A 16,975-nucleotide genomic window follows, 5' to 3' on the forward strand; every position below is an offset into this window, starting at 1 on the left:
ACCTGCTGCGCAGCTTCCACGGCGCGAGGCTCCGCCGTCAGGCGCTGGTTACGCTCGATGGCGCTCTCATCGGGCAACAGCCAGTCCAGTTCCTGCTCGTTACTGGCAACGGCCGTGGCCTGAGGCTGTAACCCAGTGGCCACCACACCCCGCGACGCCGTGGCAGGTGCCTGACTGGGGGCCGTGCTGGCACCCGCGCCTTCCCGCAGGGCGATGGTTTGTCCCGGGTGAATTTGATAAGGAGGGCTGATGTTGTTCAGGGCCGCCAACTGGCGATAATCCAGGTTGTGCTGCCAGGCAATGCCATACAGGGTATCGCCTGCCTTGACGGTGTATTGAGGGGTATTTTCAACCACGCGACGTGCTTCACTCAAATCGCGTACCTGTGGCGTACCCTGCTGTTGGTTGGCACAGCCGCTGATCGCCAGCGCCAACACCGACACGATAAAAACCTTACGCATGCAATCCCTACTCCTTTTCAATGCCGTGCGCTCACACTCACTGATTCGATTCCCGCTCAATGGCTCGGGGTCGTTGAGCGTGAGGAGTGCGTCACTGCGCGACGATTCAATAGTACGACCAGCAGCGCTCCAAAGACCATCAACGATACGACACCAGCGACCTGCGCGGACTCGCCGGTCAGCACGGCGTAGTCGCTGGGTAACAGATAGCGATAGGCCAGCGGAATCATTTGCCCCTCCGAGCCCAGCTGGTAGCGTAACAGCTCACGCCAGGGCCAGAGAACCGGCAACGAACCGACGATAAACCCTAGTAGCAGCTGCAGAGTTGCCCCATGATAGCGCTTCAATAGCCATGACAGTAGCCGTGAGGACAGGGCAAGACCCAGCAGGCAACCCATGCCGAACAGGATGATGATCCCCAGGTCGAAGCTGCGAATCGCGCCCATGATGGTGCCGTAGAGGCCCATGGTGAGCAATAGAAAACTCCCCGACACGCTCGGCAGCAGCATGGCACTGATGGCGATGGCGCCTGCGACCACCACGACCATCGCTTCATTACCGATCATCAACACCAGCGGCATCATGCCCGGCAGCAGTTGAGCCAGCAGCAACCCCAGGGTGAGCGGCAGCAGATAGGCTAATTTCCAGCGCTCGCCCGCCTGCCCGACGACCAGCCCCGAAGCCGCCACCAGTCCGAAAAAGAAGCCCTGCAGCAGCAGTGGATGGGCCTCCATGAGCCAAAGCGCCAGGTGCGCGACGCTGAACAGGCTGATGGCGACACCGGCCAGCAAAGGCATCAGGAAGGCCAGGTTGAGGTGGACATAAAGCCCGCGCAGCCCGCCGCGCCGCCAAGCCCCCAAAGCGCTGGGGCCAAACTGCTTGATGGTGTTGATCAGTTCTTCATAGATACCGGTAATGAACGCAATGGTGCCACCGGACACTCCGGGAACGGCATCGGCGGCTCCCATGCCAGCGCCTTTGAAAAAAAGTCCTATCGTTCGACGCTTCAATCCACGACTCCTTGCAACAGGGGAACAAAACGCACGGGTTCAAGCCGGCGCTTTTCAAATGCACAGCCAATGCGCTTGACTTGGGTCAGCCACTGGCTGCCGTCGGACTCTTCCAGCGGCGCAATCAATACGCCTTCTGGCGTCAACTGCTCAAGCAATGCCTGGGGCAGCGTTTGCGCACAGGCAGTGAGCAAAATCACATCGAAAGGGGCGGCTTCCGGCCACCCTTCGCCCCCATCGGCCACGGCGAGGGTCGCCGGGGCATCCAGCCGCCACAGTCGCTCTGCCGCACGCGCGTGCAGCGCGTGGATGCGCTCGACGGAGTAAAGAGTGTCGACCAGGCGCGACAGAATCAGCGTTTGGTAGCCGGAACCCGTTCCGACCTCCAGCACACGCCGGGGCGACGCCTTCAAGACCAGCTCGGTCATGCGCGCTACGGTCAGGGGTTGCGACAGGGTCTGTCCAAAACCAATCGGCAACGCGGTGTCTTCATAGGCGCGGTGCGCCAGTGCTTCATCCACGAACAAGTGGCGTGGCTCACGGGCCATGACCTCCAGCACCCGCGTATCCTGTACGCCCTGCTGCTGCAGCCGTTCGATCATGCGATCTCGGGTGCGCTGAGAGGTCATACCACGCCCTCTCAACTCGCCGGGAGATAGATCAGGCAAAGGCATCCAACCAGTCCTGTACATCACGGCGCGCCGGGTGGCGCGTCAGGTCAGTTTGCAGCGGGGTAATCGAGACATAGCCCGCCTCGACCGCCGCAAAATCGGTATCTTCACCATCATCGGCGTTGGCCGCCACCGGGGCAATCCAGTAGCGCGTGCGGCCACGGGGGTCTTGCACCGGCACGGGCTTTTCAGCGGGGCCGCGATACCCTAGCCGAGTGACCTTGACGCCTTTGATGGCTTCCCAAGGCAAATCGGGCACATTGACGTTGAGCAGCGTACGCGGCGGCAGCGACAGTCGATCAGAGGCCCCCACCAGGCTGGCCGCTACGTGCGCGGCCGTATCGAAGTGCTGGGTGCCGCACAGCGACATGGCGATGGCCGTCATGCCCAGGTTACGGCCCTCCATGGCGGCGGCTACCGTCCCGGAGTAGAGCACGTCATCGCCCAGGTTGCTGCCATGATTGATGCCGGAGATAACCAGGTCTGGCCGTTCGTCCCACAGGCCGTTCACGCCCAGATAGACGCAGTCGGCCGGGGTGCCATCGACGCTATAGAAACCGCTGTCCAGTGCGGTCAGCGACAGCGGCCGAGACAGGGTCAGCGAATTGCTGGCCCCGCTACGATCGCGGTCAGGGGCAACCACGCGCAGGTGCGCATGGGCCGTGAGCGCATCATGCAGCGCCTTCAGGCCGGGGGCGTGAACGCCATCGTCATTGGAAAGCAGCAGTCGCCGCATGTTGGTCTCCTTACACGTACATCAGGCGGTATCGGGATGGTGGATCAACTCGCCGATCACCGCCGTGGCAAAACTACCTCGCGGCAGGGCAAATGAGAGTAGCACAGCGCCGTCTTCATGGGTGATGCTGGGCGCCACCAGGCAGGCCCTCAGTGCCCGTTGAGCACGCTTGACGCCACTTTTTTCAAGCCCTTCACACAGCGCTGGATGCCGCTGTCGAAGCAATGTCTCATACTCCGCCGCCGCCCCCTGCGCCAATTCACCAACACCCCACAACACCCCGGTGGGGTGAAGATCCATCGCGGCGGCCCGCTCGATCAGCGCCTTATCCACTGAATCGACGGCAAACACGCTCTGGGTTCCTTCCAGCATCAGCGTGTCACCTGCCAACGGGCAGCACCAACTGCCCTCCTGCAAGCGCACGCTGAGCAGTTCGTTGAACAGAAAGCTGCGGGCGGTCGAGAGCATCATGCCCTGGCGGTCATCGCGTTTGCGCCAGCCCTTGGCCAGCACCGCCTGGGCTCGCTGCAAGTTGCGGGCACCCGCGCCAAAGCGCTGATGGCCAAAATAGTTGGGGACGCCGTGACGGCACAGCGCTTCCCATCGCGCGGTAAAGTCTTCCCGCTGCACGGCGTCGCCACTGAGCCGCAGTTGAAAATGGTTGGTGCGGTGCACGCCGCGCTTCAGCTTGCGCGGGTGGCGCGCCTGCTCCAGCACCTGAATGCCCAGCTCGGCCAGAGCGGCTGCCAGCCCCTCAGGCGCTGGGCGCCCCGGCAGATGTACGCTGAGCCACTGTCGCGTGACGGCGACCCGGTCTTTCATTCCTGAGTAGCCGATGTCGCGCTGCCCCACGCTGCATAGTCGGCTGAGCTGTCTGACCACATCCAGTGTGGTCAGGTTGCGCTTCTCCACCCGCAGCCAGAGGTGCTCGCCCTGCCCTTCGGGGATGAAGTCGAGCTGCTCGTCGACCCAAAAATCTTCCGGCGCGGTGCGGTAGTGGCCAGGGGCGGGCGGGCCGAAATCGGCCGTCAGGCTGCGCTGCCAATCAGGAAGTTCAAGCATCCGCTGACACTCGCGGGGTCAGCAGCACCACGGCCTCGGCGGCGATACCTTCACCCCGCCCGGTGAAGCCCAGCCGCTCGGTGGTGGTGGCCTTGACGTTCACCTGGCCCAGGGCGATTTCCAGATCCTGGGCAATGACGGTTCGCATGGCCTGGAGATGAGGCGCCATTTTAGGGGCCTGCGCCATCAAAGTGGCATCGAGATTGCCCACCTCGTAGCCGGCATGGCGCACCAGCGACATGACGTGACGCAGCAGGCCACGGCTGTCGGCGCCTTGCCAGGCGGGGTCGGTATCCGGAAAATGATGGCCGATATCGCCCAGCGCACAGGCACCCAGCAGCGCATCGCTGATGGCATGCAGCAGCACATCACCATCGGAGTGCGCCACGAACCCCTGCTCGAAGGGCAGCGCGACGCCTCCAATCATGAGATGGTCGCCGGGTCCAAAGCGATGCACGTCAAATCCATGGCCAATTCGCATTAGGCGCTCCTGTTGCCGTTATCCGCCATCGACGCGGCGGCTTGTTGAGTGTGTAGGATGGCGCCAGCCAGCGCCAGATCGCCGGGGTGGGTCACTTTCAGGTTGTCGCGGCGGCCGCTGACCAGCCGCGGCGCTTCTCCCAATGCTTCGACGGCAGAGGCTTCGTCGGTGACCAGCGTACCGTGCTGTTCGGCATGCTCCAGGGCGCGCAGCAGCAGCGCGTAACGAAAGCCTTGCGGAGTCAGCGCATGCCACAGACCGTCGCGGGGTTCAGTGCGCAGGCTGCACTGATCACCTCGGTCACGCTTCATGGTGTCGGCCACCGGCATGGCCAACAGCGCACCGGCCGAATGGCGCTGGATGGCCGCATGCAGCGCCAGCAAGTCCTGCTGGGTAATACAGGGGCGCGCCACGTCATGCACCATGACGATGTCATCCGCACGAGCGGGAATGGCACGCAGCGCGTTGAGCACACTATGCATTCGCTCCTGGCCGCCATCGACCCGCTGCCAGCGCTTGAACGGTACGCTATGCGGGTCGAACCAGCTGTCGTCGCGATCCAGACAGAGCACCAGGTGGGCCTCAGGAAAAGCCTGGGCTAGCCGTGCCAGGGTGTGGGCCAGGATCGGCTGCCCATCGAGCGACAAATACTGTTTGGGTCGATCAGCCCCCATACGTTTACCCTGCCCTGCGGCGGGCACCACCAGCCAGAGCGTTTCACTCATGGCTCACCGCCTTCGCGCTCACGCGGTGGAATGACTCCCGGCTGGGCGATCAACCCCGCATGAATCCCCAGCAGCTCGTTTTCGATGGCGACACCAGGCACCCAGAAAAATTGCTCGTCGGAACGCACCATGCCCATATCGCTGCGCGCACGCTCTTCGATGGCGGCCAGCCCGGTTTTCAAATCCGTGACCTCGGCCGCCAGTCGGGCGTTACGCTCGCGCAGGGGCTGATTGGCCGCTTCCTGTTCAGCCACACGCTCTTCGACCCGCTGAAGGTCGCGCCAGCCGCCGTTGCCCAGCCACAGCTGGTACTGCATCAGGCCAAGCACCGCCAGCAGTATCACCAAGAGCCATCTGTGCATGAGAGTGTTCCTGTATAAAAGCCAGAGCGGCGCGCATTATGCCATCAAGCCGCAGGGTCCTGCGACGCCAGAGGCGACTTATAGGGTAAAGACTGGCTGGCCGCCTGCCGATACGCCTGAACATGCTCGGCTTCCTGCTGGCAAAACTGCCCTACTCCGGCAGCCAACCCAGGGTGAACGATGTAGTGCAGCGAACGCACGCGCTGCGGGGTAAAGCCGCGCACCAGTTTGTGCTCTCCCTGCGTGCCGGGGTCGAACAGCGTCAACCCGGCTTCCAGGCAATACTCGATACCTTGATAGTAGCAAGCTTCGAAGTGCAGGCAGTCGGCGACCACTTCACTGCCCCAGTAGCGGCCATAGAGGGTCGTGGCATCCTGAAAACAGAGCGCCGCTGCCACCGGGCGGTCTTCCAACCGGGCCTGGATCAGCACCAGTGATTCGGTCATGGTATGACGCAGGCGCTCGAAAAAAGCGTGATTCAAGTACGGTGGGCGACCACGCTCATGGTAGGTAATGGTGTAGCAGCGGTAGAAGTGCGCCATGTCTGCGTCACTGATCTCACTGCCCACCAAACGCGTCAGGGTAATCCCCTGCTCGGCCACCAATCGGCGCTCACGTTTGATCATCTTGCGGCGCTTGGAGGCCAGCGAGGCCAGAAAGCCTTCGAAATCCCCAAACCCCTGGTCACGCCACTGAAACTGTACGCCTTCACGAGTGATGAGCTGCGGCCACTGTCGTTGCCAGGCGCCCACCTCCTGCTCATGGGCAAACAGCAGATGCCAACTGGAGAGCTCCCGGGCTTCACACAGCTGCTCGATACCCTGGGCTAAACAGGCGTACACCTCAGCAGCAGGTGCCTCCTCGGCGATCAGGGTGCGTGGCCCAGGCACAGGGGTGAACGGCACCGCACTCAGCGCCTTGGGGTAATACTGCCCTCCTGCCCGTTCCAGTGCGTCGGCCCAGCCCCAGTCGAACACGTACTCACCATAGGAGTGGTATTTGCGATACAGCGGCAGCGCCCCGACGAGCTGCTGCCCTTGCCAGACGCACAGATGACTAGGTTGCCATCCCGTGACAGCACTGACCGAGCCACTTTGCTCCAGCGCCTGGAGAAACGCATGACGCATGAACGGCTGACCCGGCGCAGCCAATGCATCCCACTGGCTTGCCGAAACGGCCTCGATGGCAGGTAGAATGGTCAACGACAGAGAAGGCATGACAGCTCCCAGGGCACGGGCAGACGCCGTGGATGGCTTACTTTACCATTAACGATGTGAACAAGTGTCAATGTCTGGCGCCGAGGGTTTTCCCCTCTATAACCTGCCAGTATGGTCAATGTCGAACGATTCCAAGGAGTGGCCATGAAGCGTGATCTCACGTCCCTATTGACCGCGCAGCGGGAAACCGCCGCCACTGCGCCTTACCCGACCCTCGCCATTCGGCGCGAGCGGCTGGCACGCCTGGCACTCATGACACGGCGCCATCAACGGGCGATCACCCAGGCGATTCAAGCGGATTTTGGTCAGCGCAGTGAAGTGGAAATTCGCCTGGCCGAGATCAGCTCGGTGCTGCACGCCATTCGCCACGCCCGCTTGCATTTGTGGCACTGGATGCGCCCACAAGCCGCCACCATGCCCTGGCGGCTGTGGCCAGCGCGCGCGCGCATCTCGCCCCAGCCGCTGGGGGTGGTGGGCGTCATGTCTGCCTGGAACTACCCCTGGTGCCTGGCGCTGATGCCCATCGTGGATGCGCTGGCCGCGGGTAATACCGTGCTCCTCAAGCCCAGCGAGCAGGCGCCGCATACCAGCGCGCTGCTGGCCCAGCTGGTGCCGCAATACTTTACCGATGACGAGTTCGTGGTGATCGAGGGAGGCGAGGACGTTGCCGCCGCCTTCAGCGCACTGCCGTTCGACCACCTGGTCTTTACCGGCTCGAGCCGCGTAGGCCGTCTGGTCGCAGCCGCCGCTGCGACCAACTTGACCCCGGTGACGCTGGAGCTGGGCGGCAAGTCGCCTGCGCTGGTTGCCAGCGATGCGGAGATGGGGAGCGCCGCCGAAGCCATCGTGTTCGGCAAAGGATTCAACAACGGCCAAACCTGCCTGGCTCCCGATTATGTTCTTGTAGAAGCCAGCCGCCTGGAAGCGCTGATCAAGGCACTGGAGCAGGCCATACGCCAGCAGCGCCCCAATGCCAGGGAAGCCACCGGCCATGTCAGTGAACACTTCGCCACACGCAGTGAGCGCCTGATCGAGCAAGCGCGTGATCAAGGTTGCCGCGTGATCGATCACGGCTCGCATGCTCCGGCGCTGGTGATCGACCCCCATCAGGGGCTTGCTCTCATGCAAGAGGAGATCTTTGGCCGTGCCTTGCCGATCATCAGCGTACAGCATCAGGAGGACGCGCTGCGCTTCATCAACGCTCGCCCAGCGCCGCTGGTGCTGTATGCCTTTACCCATGACAAGGCGCTGCAGCAGCGGCTGCTTGAGGGCACTCGCTCGGGCGCGCTGGTGTTCAACGAAACATTGCTGCACCACGCCGTGCCTTCGCTTCCCTTCGGGGGGGTAGGTGAAAGCGGCATGGGGGCTTATCATGGCCGCCACGGCTTCGAGCGTTTCAGCCATATGCGGGGAATGTTTTATCAAGCCAAACGCGCCAACAGCCGCTGGCTGCGACCTCCTTATCGCCGCTGGCTGCTGAAATTGCTCAGGCTCGGTTAAAGATTACAGGCCAACGCCCGATATTTATCTAATATACTTTGATTGGATACGCTCACACACTCAGGGATAGGTTGCGAAGCGGCGCAAGGGTATTACTATGCTCGTCCACTACCTGCCGATGAGTTCTATCACTGGTACACCCAGTGGACGCCTCGTTTACCCTCAATGCCTGCCACGGAGTCAGTCAATGGCGCATGATCTGCTAGACCGCCTAAGGGAACGTCTCGAAGAGTTGAACCGCTCGGAGCGCAAGGTGGCAAACGTGATTCTCGAGGACCCGGCAGCCGCCACCAGCCTGAGCATTGCCAGCCTCGCCCAGGCGGCCAGCGTCAGCGAACCTACTGTGAACCGTTTTTGCCGCAACTTCGGCGCCAAGGGCTATCCCGATTTCAAGATCAAGCTGGCGCAGAGCCTGGCCGGCGGAACGCCTTACGTGACCCGTGCCGTCGAGCCCGGCGATACGGCCACTCAGTACACGCACAAGATTTTTGGAGCCACCATTGCCGCCCTGGACGAAGCCCAGCGCGAGGTGGACATGGCCGCGGTCGAGCGCATGGTGGATTACCTGACCCAGGCCAAGCAGATTCACTTTTTCGGGTTGGGTGCCTCCGGCGCCGTGGCCCAGGATGCGCAGCACAAGTTCTTCCGCTTCAACTTGCCGGTCATGGCATATGTGGATGTGCTGATGCAACGCATGGTGGCTGCCGCCTGCCATACGGGCGATGTGGTGGTGATCATTTCCTACACGGGCCGCACGCGGGAACTGGTCGATATCGCCAGGGTGGCCCGCGAAGCAGGCGCCGTGGTGCTGGGGATTACCGCCCCCGACTCTCCGCTCTCACGGGAGTGCACCGCGACCCTGGAAGTCGCCACCCCCGAAGATACCGACCACTACATGCCCATGACCTCCCGAATGATTCAGCTCACCTTGATCGATGCGCTGGCCACGGGGGTCACCCTCAGGCGCGGCGAAGATTTCTTGCCGCACCTGAAGAAAATCAAGGACAGCCTGCGCGATACCCGCTTTCCGGCCGAAAAGCCCATCAAGTAACGCGGCGACTACGCATCTACCGCCGTGGTCACGGTAATCTCGACTTTCAACTCATCGGCAGGCATCGGTGCACACACGCAGGTGCGTGCCGGTGCATGGCCTTCCGGTACCCAGGCATCCCAAACCTCGTTCATGGCCGCAAAATCGCTGCCCTCCTTGAGGTAGATCGTCGCACTGAGCAACTGCTCGCGGCTGGAGCCGATCTCCTTCAATAGCGCATCCACCCGCGCCAGCATGCTCTCGGTCTGCTCCTTGATATCGCCATGGCGCGCCTCGGGGCCCGCCACCTGGCCACACAGATACGCCACGCCGCCATGGATCACGGCACGGCTCATGCGGGCTTTTGTATCATGACGCTGAATACTCATGGTTCAATTTCCTGTATCGATTAAAAAAAGCAGTGTAAACCGCCAGCAAGCCACTGCCTATCCCATATCGAACTGGCCGGTCATATCGAACAGCCCGTCTCAGGTAGGTACCGGGCGGTGCTCGAAGACACGGCGCAACACAAAGCTGGTATGCGCCCCCGTGACCCCTTCGATCCGATTGATGACATGCAGCAGCAGATGCTGGTAGTCATCCATGTCCTTGACCAGAATCTTGAGCTGAAAGTCGGCGGCTTGACCCGTGATGATCAAGCACTCCACCACGTTGGGAATGTCACGCACGTGGCGCTCGAAGTTATCGAAGCGCTCGGGGGTGTGTTGATCCATGGAAATATGCAGCAGCGCCATCAGCTGATAGCCCAGCGGCCGAGCGTCCACCACGGCCCGGTACTGAGTAATCAGCCCATGGGTTTCCAGCGCCCGAACCCGGCGCAGGCAGGGGGATGGCGAGAGGCCTATGCGTTCGGCCAGTTCCTGGTTACTGATGCGCCCTTCCTGCTGAAGGATATCCAGGATACGACGGTCATAACGATCCAGCGTCAGGGGAGTCACCGACATGCTCGACAGCCTCTACTAATGAAATCCATAAACCCGCCATATTCTGCCACTTTTTCTGCCCACTGGCCTATTTTCGCAATAACCTTTCGCGGCATTCTGGTTACACTAGCATGGCTGCCAAAAGCAGCTGCTCCCAGGGCCTCTTACCCGGAGGCCTGGCACGCGGCTCACGCCACAAGCGGCCGCCTCAAACAACCTCATGCTTTCAGGAAACTCACCATGTCTGCCTTCGATCATCGCAAGTATCGCCCTGCCCCGCGGGTACCCGCGTTCAATCGCCAGTGGCCCGACCGGGAACTGACCCACGCTCCCATCTGGGTGAGCGAGGACCTGCGCGATGGCAACCAGGCGCTACTGGAGCCGATGACCGTCGAGCAGAAGCAGCGCTTTTGGCACCAGATCATCAAGGTCGGTATCAAGGAAGTGATGGTCGGCTTTCCCTCCGCCAGCCAGCCGGATTACGACTTCGTGCGCTGGCTGATCGAAGAGGATCAGATTCCCGATGACGTCACCATTGCCGTGCTGGTGCAGTGCCGAGAGCATTTGATCGAGAAAACCTTTGCCTCGCTGGTGGGCGTCAAGCGCGCCATCATCCACCTGTACAACTCCACGTCGACCATTCAGCGCGAACGGGTCTTCGAGATGGACCGCGACGGCATTACCGACATCGCCGTTCAGGGCGCCACCTGGGTCAAGACCCATGCCGCGCAGTACCCCGACGTCGATTGGCGTTTCCAGTACTCCCCTGAAAGCTTCTCCAGCACGGAGATCGATTTTTCACTGGCCATCTGCGAAGCGGTCATGGATGTGTGGCAGCCCACGCCAGACAACCCGTGCATTCTCAACCTGCCCACCACCGTGGAAGTGGCCGGCCCGCACCACCACGCCGACCAGATCGAGTACTTTTGCCAGCATATCAGCCGTCGGGATAGCGTGATCATTTCGGTACACACCCATAACGACCGGGGCGGCGCAGTGGCTTCTGCCGAGCTGGCCCTGCTGGCGGGTGCCGATCGCGTCGAGGGCACGCTGCTGGGCAACGGCGAGCGTACCGGCAACATGGATATCGTGACGCTGGCCATGAACCTGTACAGCCAGGGCATCGACCCGGCGCTGGATCTCTCCAACCCCGACGAGATCATCCAGGTCGTGCATGAGTGCACCGGCATTGCCATTCACCCCCGCCACCCCTGGGTGGGCGAGATGGTCTACACCGCGTTTTCCGGCAGCCACCAGGATGCCATTCGTAAATCGCTCAAGCATCAGAAGCCCGATGAGCCGTGGCAAGTGGCCTATCTGCCCATCGACCCCCATGACATCGGCCGCGACTACCAGGCAGTGATCCGGGTCAACAGCCAGTCAGGCAAAGGCGGCATGGCCTTTTTGCTGGAGCGGGACTACGGCATTCACCTGCCCCGCTGGATGATGCTGGCACTGGCCCCCCACGTGCAGAAAGAGAGCGAGCGGCGCAACAGCGAACTCTCCAGCGCCATGGTCCGCCAGGTGATGTTCGATCAGTTTGCCCTGGATGCCCCGCTCTCCCTGGCGGATTACCGGCTCTCCAAAGGCCACCAGGAAGGCATCGACATCACCCTGTGGCACGGAACCGAAACGCTACGCCTTTCCGGCACGGGTAACGGGGCCATGTCATCGTTTACCGACGCCTGGAAGCAGCATACCGGCAGCCACGTGGCCATTCTGGACTACAGCGAGCACTCCCTGGGGGGCAACAGCGAGGCCAATGCCATTGCCTTCGTGCAGCTGAATATCGACGGCCAACGGGTATGTGCCGTGGCAGAAGATAGCGACACCGTGAGTGCCTCGCTCAAGGCCGTGCTGTCAGGCATCAACATGGCCAACATGGCGGCATCCAGCGAGGCCCCCGTCGAGCACTCCTCCATGGCCACCGCTTGATCTTCGCCAGTTGAGACATGACGGCTGAGATATGAAGATTGAGGCATGAAAGTGAGCAAGGCCCGCCCTCAGGGCCTTGCCAAACATGCTACACTTTCCGGCCTTGATTCTGCTTTCCGCACGAGGCCACCATGGACGCTGGCATGGCCAGTCTCTTTCTGATTGCCCTGGGAGGCGCGCTTGGCGGCATGGGCCGCTTTGCCGTGTCCAATGCCGCCGCGAAACGGCTAGGCAAAGCCTTCCCCTGGGGCACGCTCATCGTCAATGCCAGCGGCGCGCTCTTGGCGGGCTGGCTGCTGGCACATTATGGCCTGCAGCATCACGACCCCCATCTGGGCCTTCGCCATCATCGGCCTGCTAGGCGGCTATACCACCGTCTCCTCCTTCAGCCTGCAAACCCTGGAGCTTTACCAGTCCGGCCAAGCCGCTCGGGCGGCACTCAACGTTGCCAGTACGTTAGGTTTGGGGCTCTTGATGGCCACCCTGGGCTGGTGGCTGGGCGGGGGGTTGTCATGAACGCCTATCTGGCCGTTGGGCTCGGCAGCGCCGTGGGCAGCCTGCTGCGTTACGGGGTGTCACTGGCATCCCTGGCAGCGCTTGGCAGCTATTTCCCCTGGGGCACGCTACTGGTCAATGTCGCGGGCTCGCTGCTGATCGGCTGGCTGGCGGCCACCACCTCGCGCTTTCCCCGCAGAGCGCTGGCACGCCACCAACCTCTGCTGGTGGCAGGCTTTTGTGGCGGCTTCACCACCTTTTCACTGTTCGGCCTGGAAACGCTCTACCTCGCCCAACAGCCCCAGTGGTGGCTAGCACCGCTCTACGTGCTGGTCAGCGTCCCGCTATGGCTGCTGGCCGTCTGGGCCGGAGAGCGCTGGGCGCTTGCCTCCTCGCCCACACCGTGACGTCTGTGTGCCAAGCGCACAGGCACACGCCAGTCTCGAATAAAGACTGGCGTGCATGGCACTCCTGACGGCAGACGGTAGGTCAGCGCAGAATCAGTACCGGAATTCGGCTATTGCGCAGCATGGTCGTGGTTGTGCTGCCGACCAACAAATGACGAATCCGCGAGTGCCCGTAAGCGCCCATGACCAGCAGGTCGATGGCGTTTTCTTGCTCATACGCCTGTAAAACGTCATCCACTTCCCCGGCACGAATTTCTCCCTGCACATGATGTCCCGCATCGCGTAAGGTGCCAAGCGCCCATGCCAGCTCGCTGCGATGCTCCACCGTGTCTGACCCGACAATCAGCACATGGCAGGTGACCCCCGCGAACAGCGGGGAGCGGGCCAACATCTCGATACCCTTTTTGGCCGTTTTGCTGCCATCGAAGGCCATCAATACCTGCTCTGGACGCTTGAAGGCTCTGGGCACCATCAAAATCGGACGGTGCATTTCACGCACCATACGCTCCAGGTGGGCGCCCAGATGCCCGCTTGCCTGATGATCGGTTTCACCACGCTTGCCCACTACCAGCAAGCGCATCTCTTTCTCCAACGCCACCAGCGTTTCCACCAGCGTGCCATTCAGTTGGCGGAGAGTGGGCGCACTCACACCACCTTCTACCGCTCTGGCACTGGCAGCTTCGAGCATCAGCTTGCCTTGCTCTCGGTTTACCCTGGCACGCTGCTCATCCAGCGCCGAAAGCTCTTCCATCAACTTTTCGCGGGCACCAAAACGCAGGCTGCCGGACAAATCCTGCGCTTCGGGCACGCCTGCGTGGTTATCCACGATGTGCACAAACGTCAAAGGTGCTTCCAGGGCCAGGCTGGCCCAGGCGGCGTAGTCACAAACGCCTTCGGCAAATTGGGAGCCGTCAATGGCGGCGATTACCTGTTCAGTCATGCTGTTCTCCTTACCGTGCTCAGTGGCCGCCCATCAGCTTTTCAACCGCTTCCGGGTCGTTATGCACCGCGTAGCGATCTACCACGGTGGCGCTAGCTTCGTTCAGGCCTACCAGCTCGACCTCGGTGCCTTCACGGCGGAATTTGATCACCACGCGATCAAGGGCCTGCACGGCGGTCACATCCCAGAAGTGCGCTTTCGATAGATCAATGGTGACCTTATCGACGCTCTCTTTGAAATCGAACGCAGCCATGAAGCGCTCGGACGACGCAAAGAACACCTGCCCGACCACCTGATATTCGCGCTTCTCTCCAGGCACGAGCTCTTTGGAGCCCACGTACATGATGTTGCCGACTTTATTGGCGAAGAACATGGCCGCCAGCAGTACACCCACAAAGACACCCATCGCCAGGTTATGAGTGCTCACCGTAACGGCGACGGTTGCCAGCATGACGATATTGGTGCTCATCGGGTGTTTCTTCAGATCGCGAATGGACTCCCAGCTAAAGGTACCAATCGACACCATGATCATCACCGCCACCAGCGCGGCCATGGGGATTTGCGACACCCATTCCGACAGAAACACCACCATCAGCAGCAGCACGACACCGGCAATCAGCGTGGATAAGCGCGTACGACCACCGGATTTGATGTTGATCACCGATTGGCCAATCATGGCACAGCCCGCCATACCGCCCATCAGTCCGGCACCAATGTTGGCGGCGCCCTGGCCTTTACACTCGCGATTCTTATCGCTGGAGGTATCGGTGAGGTCATCCACGATCGTGGCCGTCATCATCGATTCCAACAGGCCCACGACCGCCAGCATGACCGCGTAAGGGAAAATGATCATCAGCGTTTCAAGAGTCAGCGGCACGTTCGGCCACAGGAAAACGGGCAGCGTATCCGGCAGTTCGCCCATATCGCCGACGCTGCGAATCTCCATACCGCTGACCATGTACACCACGGTCAATACCACGATGCACACCAGCGGTGACGGAATCGATTTTCCCACCACCGGTAAATAGGGGAATAGATAGATGATGCCCAGCCCGGCGGCTGTCATGGCATAGACATGCCAGGTCACGTTGGTAAGCTCCGGCAGCTGGGCCATGAAAATCAGAATCGCCAGCGCGTTCACAAACCCGGTGACCACCGAGCGCGAAACGAAGCGCATCAGCTCCGCCAGCTTCAGGTAGCCCGCGATGATTTGTAATACACCCGTCAATAGCGTGGCCGCCAGCAGATACTCCAGGCCATGCTCTCTCACCAGCGTCACCATCAGCAGCGCCATCGCTCCAGTGGCGGCAGAAATCATGCCTGGGCGGCCACCGGTAAAGGCGATGATGACGGCAATACAGAACGAGGCATACAGCCCCACCTTGGGGTCGACGCCCGCAATGATCGAAAATGCGATGGCTTCAGGAATTAGCGCCAGCGCGACGACAATACCTGAGAGCGTGTCGCCCTTGATATTGGAGAACCACTCATGTTTGCTGAAAAGTGCCATTCAGGGAATCCATGGTTTGAGGGTGATAGACATTGCGCACCAGGACCGCACAGAGGCAGTGAGTGAGCATAGCGTTGTCAAAGTTTTTAGAGGATGGCTACCAAACGAAGACGCCAATGCGCCGATAGCCAATTGACGGCAACGGAATGCCACGGCACCGAGATGACACGAAAAGCGTCATGGCGCCGAAAAGGAGGGAGAACCTAGGGTGGAGTCATCAGCCCTGATATCGGCAGGGCGATGGCTGCCATGGTGTTGTTCATTACACAGAAACCTTGCTGCTTTATCGTGTCCGGCGAGGGAGAAGCCGCCATGAGCGCGGCATTTTATCAGTAAACAGGGGCCTTCGCACCCATCTCCCTGGACGTTTAGACGATGACCCGCCCCCGAAGTATCGCTTACCATGGCACTCAAATAGCGGGCCCAGCGCCTGCTCTCCATCACTTTTCAACCACGTCACGAGAGGATCCGCACATGAGCCAGACAGTAGCAGTGATCAAAGGCGACGGCATCGGCCCCGAAATCATGGACGCCACCCTGAAGGTGCTGGAGGCCCTCGAGTGCGGGCTGGCCTATGAGTTTATCGATGCGGGACTGGTCGCGCTCGAGAAGCACGGCACGCTGGTGCCTCAAACATCGCTGGATGCCATCGAGAAACACGGTATCGCCCTGAAAGGGCCGCTGACAACGCCGATTGGCAAGGGCTTCTCCTCCATCAACGTTCAGTTGCGCCGTCATTTTGACCTTTATGCCAACGTTCGCCCGGCCATCAGTTTTCCCGGCACGCGCTCACGCTACGATGGCATCGACATGATCACCGTGCGGGAAAATACCGAAGGTGCCTACCTCTCCGATGGCCAGGAAATGGTGGACGACGGCAATACCGGGCTTTCCGTGATCAAGGTGACCCGCCAGGGCTCCGAGCGCATCGTGCGTTACGCTTTCGAGCTGGCCAAGCAGAACGGGCGTAAAAAGGTGACGGCTGTCCACAAGGCCAACATCATCAAGACCAGCTCCGGCCTGTTTCTGGACGTGGCCCGAGAAGTCGCCAGTGAGTATCCGGAGATCGAATTTCAGGAAATGATCGTGGATAACGCCTGCATGCAGCTGGTCATGAACCCGCATCAGTTCGATGTAGTGGTGACCACCAACCTGTTCGGCGACATTCTCTCGGACCTGTGCGCCGGGCTGGTGGGCGGTCTTGGCCTTGCCCCGGGCGCCAACATCGGTGAAAAGGCCGCTATCTTCGAAGCCGTACACGGCTCAGCTCCCGACATTGCGGGCAAGAATATGGCCAACCCCTGTGCGCTGCTGCTGGCAGCAGCACAAATGCTGGACCACCTGGGCATGCAGCAAAAAGGAGACGCCATTCGCAACGGCATCCGTGCGGTACTCGAAACCCGCCGAGACATGGTCACCCCCGACATGGGCGGCACTGGCACGACGTCGACCTTTGCTCAAGCCCTGGTGGAGCAGGTCAATCATTGTT

At 61.2% G+C, this 16,975-nt stretch carries 19 protein-coding genes; 6 read left to right on the forward strand and 13 right to left on the reverse strand.

The features are described from left to right. The 9 genes from B7L71_RS17580 to B7L71_RS04030 form a co-directional block, all read right to left on the reverse strand. Window positions 1-461: LysM peptidoglycan-binding domain-containing protein (locus tag B7L71_RS17580; protein WP_249273172.1), on the reverse strand; the 461-nt coding region annotated here is incomplete at its 3' end. A gap of 56 nt (window positions 462-517) precedes the next feature. Then, entirely contained in the window at window positions 518-1,429 is a 912-nt protein-coding gene (locus B7L71_RS03995) for a DUF368 domain-containing protein (protein WP_446497371.1), read from the reverse strand. A 38-nt stretch (window positions 1,430-1,467) separates the two neighbouring features. Beyond that, window positions 1,468-2,145: a protein-L-isoaspartate(D-aspartate) O-methyltransferase gene (locus B7L71_RS04000; RefSeq protein WP_081136139.1), complete on the reverse strand. Its 678-nt coding sequence runs from the start codon at window positions 2,143-2,145 to the stop codon at window positions 1,468-1,470. After that, window positions 2,132-2,878 (reverse strand): 5'/3'-nucleotidase SurE, encoded by a 747-nt coding sequence (surE, locus tag B7L71_RS04005; RefSeq protein WP_016916297.1) that lies wholly within the window; start codon window positions 2,876-2,878, stop codon window positions 2,132-2,134. The genes B7L71_RS04000 and surE overlap by 14 nt, the downstream gene beginning before the upstream one ends. 21 nt (window positions 2,879-2,899) lie before the next feature. Further along, a complete protein-coding gene (gene truD / locus B7L71_RS04010; RefSeq protein ID WP_081136140.1) occupies window positions 2,900-3,940 on the reverse strand; it encodes a tRNA pseudouridine(13) synthase TruD in 1,041 nt (346 codons plus the stop codon). Further along, window positions 3,933-4,421: a 2-C-methyl-D-erythritol 2,4-cyclodiphosphate synthase gene (gene ispF, locus B7L71_RS04015; RefSeq protein WP_081136142.1), complete on the reverse strand. Its 489-nt coding sequence runs from the start codon at window positions 4,419-4,421 to the stop codon at window positions 3,933-3,935. The genes truD and ispF overlap by 8 nt, the downstream gene beginning before the upstream one ends. After that, entirely contained in the window at window positions 4,421-5,146 is a 726-nt protein-coding gene (gene ispD, locus B7L71_RS04020) for a 2-C-methyl-D-erythritol 4-phosphate cytidylyltransferase (RefSeq protein ID WP_081136143.1), read from the reverse strand. Before ispD ends, ispF begins: the two co-directional genes overlap by 1 nt. Continuing rightward, window positions 5,143-5,508: a cell division protein FtsB gene (ftsB, locus tag B7L71_RS04025; protein ID WP_016916293.1), complete on the reverse strand. Its 366-nt coding sequence runs from the start codon at window positions 5,506-5,508 to the stop codon at window positions 5,143-5,145. Before ftsB ends, ispD begins: the two co-directional genes overlap by 4 nt. A gap of 44 nt (window positions 5,509-5,552) precedes the next feature. Next, window positions 5,553-6,725, reverse strand: coding sequence for a GNAT family N-acetyltransferase (locus B7L71_RS04030; RefSeq protein ID WP_081136144.1), 1,173 nt, complete (start codon window positions 6,723-6,725; stop codon window positions 5,553-5,555). 144 nt (window positions 6,726-6,869) lie between these two features. Here B7L71_RS04030 and B7L71_RS04035 point away from each other — a divergent pair, with 144 nt between their 5' ends. After that, window positions 6,870-8,225 carry an aldehyde dehydrogenase family protein gene (locus B7L71_RS04035; RefSeq protein ID WP_081136146.1) on the forward strand — a complete coding sequence of 452 codons (1,356 nt, stop codon included), beginning with the start codon at window positions 6,870-6,872 and terminating at the stop codon, window positions 8,223-8,225. A gap of 187 nt (window positions 8,226-8,412) precedes the next feature. After that, window positions 8,413-9,276 carry a MurR/RpiR family transcriptional regulator gene (locus B7L71_RS04040; protein ID WP_081136147.1) on the forward strand — a complete coding sequence of 288 codons (864 nt, stop codon included), beginning with the start codon at window positions 8,413-8,415 and terminating at the stop codon, window positions 9,274-9,276. Window positions 9,277-9,284: 8 nt separating this feature from the next. Here the strand turns inward: B7L71_RS04040 and B7L71_RS04045 are convergent, their stop codons facing one another. Beyond that, window positions 9,285-9,644 (reverse strand): RidA family protein, encoded by a 360-nt coding sequence (locus tag B7L71_RS04045; RefSeq protein ID WP_039175573.1) that lies wholly within the window; start codon window positions 9,642-9,644, stop codon window positions 9,285-9,287. A 99-nt stretch (window positions 9,645-9,743) separates the two neighbouring features. Continuing rightward, the gene (locus tag B7L71_RS04050) at window positions 9,744-10,220 is read right to left on the reverse strand and encodes an Lrp/AsnC family transcriptional regulator (RefSeq protein ID WP_039175572.1); all 477 of its coding nucleotides are present in this window, start codon (window positions 10,218-10,220) and stop codon (window positions 9,744-9,746) included. A 219-nt stretch (window positions 10,221-10,439) separates the two neighbouring features. On the opposite strand from B7L71_RS04050, the gene B7L71_RS04055 reads away from it, so the two are divergent. The 3 genes from B7L71_RS04055 (at window position 10,440) to B7L71_RS04065 (ending at window position 13,036) form a co-directional block, all read left to right on the forward strand. Continuing rightward, a complete protein-coding gene (locus B7L71_RS04055; RefSeq protein WP_081136149.1) occupies window positions 10,440-12,134 on the forward strand; it encodes a 2-isopropylmalate synthase in 1,695 nt (564 codons plus the stop codon). Window positions 12,135-12,440: 306 nt separating this feature from the next. Next, window positions 12,441-12,650, forward strand: a complete 210-nt coding sequence (locus B7L71_RS17965; RefSeq protein WP_446497372.1) for a fluoride efflux transporter FluC — start codon at window positions 12,441-12,443, stop codon at window positions 12,648-12,650. Beyond that, window positions 12,647-13,036 (forward strand): fluoride efflux transporter FluC, encoded by a 390-nt coding sequence (locus B7L71_RS04065; RefSeq protein WP_081136151.1) that lies wholly within the window; start codon window positions 12,647-12,649, stop codon window positions 13,034-13,036. The genes B7L71_RS17965 and B7L71_RS04065 overlap by 4 nt, the downstream gene beginning before the upstream one ends. 82 nt (window positions 13,037-13,118) lie before the next feature. Here the strand turns inward: B7L71_RS04065 and B7L71_RS04070 are convergent, their stop codons facing one another. Both B7L71_RS04070 and B7L71_RS04075 read right to left on the reverse strand, forming a co-directional pair. After that, window positions 13,119-13,976, reverse strand: a complete 858-nt coding sequence (locus B7L71_RS04070; protein WP_081136152.1) for a universal stress protein — start codon at window positions 13,974-13,976, stop codon at window positions 13,119-13,121. 19 nt (window positions 13,977-13,995) lie between these two features. Further along, window positions 13,996-15,486, reverse strand: coding sequence for a SulP family inorganic anion transporter (locus B7L71_RS04075; RefSeq protein WP_081136154.1), 1,491 nt, complete (start codon window positions 15,484-15,486; stop codon window positions 13,996-13,998). A gap of 474 nt (window positions 15,487-15,960) precedes the next feature. Here B7L71_RS04075 and B7L71_RS04080 point away from each other — a divergent pair. Continuing rightward, window positions 15,961-16,975 (forward strand): isocitrate dehydrogenase (locus B7L71_RS04080; RefSeq protein WP_081136155.1); only part of this gene is annotated, 1,015 nt, incomplete at its 3' end.

The sequence above is a fragment of the Halomonas sp. BC2 genome (assembly GCF_002078115.1).
Taxonomy (GTDB): domain Bacteria; phylum Pseudomonadota; class Gammaproteobacteria; order Pseudomonadales; family Halomonadaceae; genus Vreelandella; species Vreelandella stevensii.

Excerpts from the sequence above, each read along its gene's own strand:
- B7L71_RS04070 (WP_081136152.1), bottom strand. The coding sequence starts at position 13,976 with ATGACTGAACAGGTAATCGCCGCCATTGACGGCTCCCAATTTGCCGAA.
- ispF (WP_081136142.1), bottom strand. The coding sequence starts at position 4,421 with ATGCGAATTGGCCATGGATTTGACGTGCATCGCTTTGGACCCGGCGAC.
- B7L71_RS04055 (WP_081136149.1), top strand. The coding sequence starts at position 10,440 with ATGTCTGCCTTCGATCATCGCAAGTATCGCCCTGCCCCGCGGGTACCC.
- ispD (WP_081136143.1), bottom strand. The coding sequence starts at position 5,146 with ATGAGTGAAACGCTCTGGCTGGTGGTGCCCGCCGCAGGGCAGGGTAAA.
- B7L71_RS04045 (WP_039175573.1), bottom strand. The coding sequence starts at position 9,644 with ATGAGTATTCAGCGTCATGATACAAAAGCCCGCATGAGCCGTGCCGTG.
- B7L71_RS04000 (WP_081136139.1), bottom strand. The coding sequence starts at position 2,145 with ATGCCTTTGCCTGATCTATCTCCCGGCGAGTTGAGAGGGCGTGGTATG.
- B7L71_RS04040 (WP_081136147.1), top strand. The coding sequence starts at position 8,413 with ATGGCGCATGATCTGCTAGACCGCCTAAGGGAACGTCTCGAAGAGTTG.
- truD (WP_081136140.1), bottom strand. The coding sequence starts at position 3,940 with ATGCTTGAACTTCCTGATTGGCAGCGCAGCCTGACGGCCGATTTCGGC.
- ftsB (WP_016916293.1), bottom strand. The coding sequence starts at position 5,508 with ATGCACAGATGGCTCTTGGTGATACTGCTGGCGGTGCTTGGCCTGATG.
- B7L71_RS04065 (WP_081136151.1), top strand. The coding sequence starts at position 12,647 with ATGAACGCCTATCTGGCCGTTGGGCTCGGCAGCGCCGTGGGCAGCCTG.
- B7L71_RS17965 (WP_446497372.1), top strand. The coding sequence starts at position 12,441 with ATGGCCTGCAGCATCACGACCCCCATCTGGGCCTTCGCCATCATCGGC.
- surE (WP_016916297.1), bottom strand. The coding sequence starts at position 2,878 with ATGCGGCGACTGCTGCTTTCCAATGACGATGGCGTTCACGCCCCCGGC.
- B7L71_RS04075 (WP_081136154.1), bottom strand. The coding sequence starts at position 15,486 with ATGGCACTTTTCAGCAAACATGAGTGGTTCTCCAATATCAAGGGCGAC.
- B7L71_RS04035 (WP_081136146.1), top strand. The coding sequence starts at position 6,870 with ATGAAGCGTGATCTCACGTCCCTATTGACCGCGCAGCGGGAAACCGCC.
- B7L71_RS03995 (WP_446497371.1), bottom strand. The coding sequence starts at position 1,429 with ATGGGAGCCGCCGATGCCGTTCCCGGAGTGTCCGGTGGCACCATTGCG.
- B7L71_RS04030 (WP_081136144.1), bottom strand. The coding sequence starts at position 6,725 with ATGCCTTCTCTGTCGTTGACCATTCTACCTGCCATCGAGGCCGTTTCG.
- B7L71_RS04050 (WP_039175572.1), bottom strand. The coding sequence starts at position 10,220 with ATGTCGGTGACTCCCCTGACGCTGGATCGTTATGACCGTCGTATCCTG.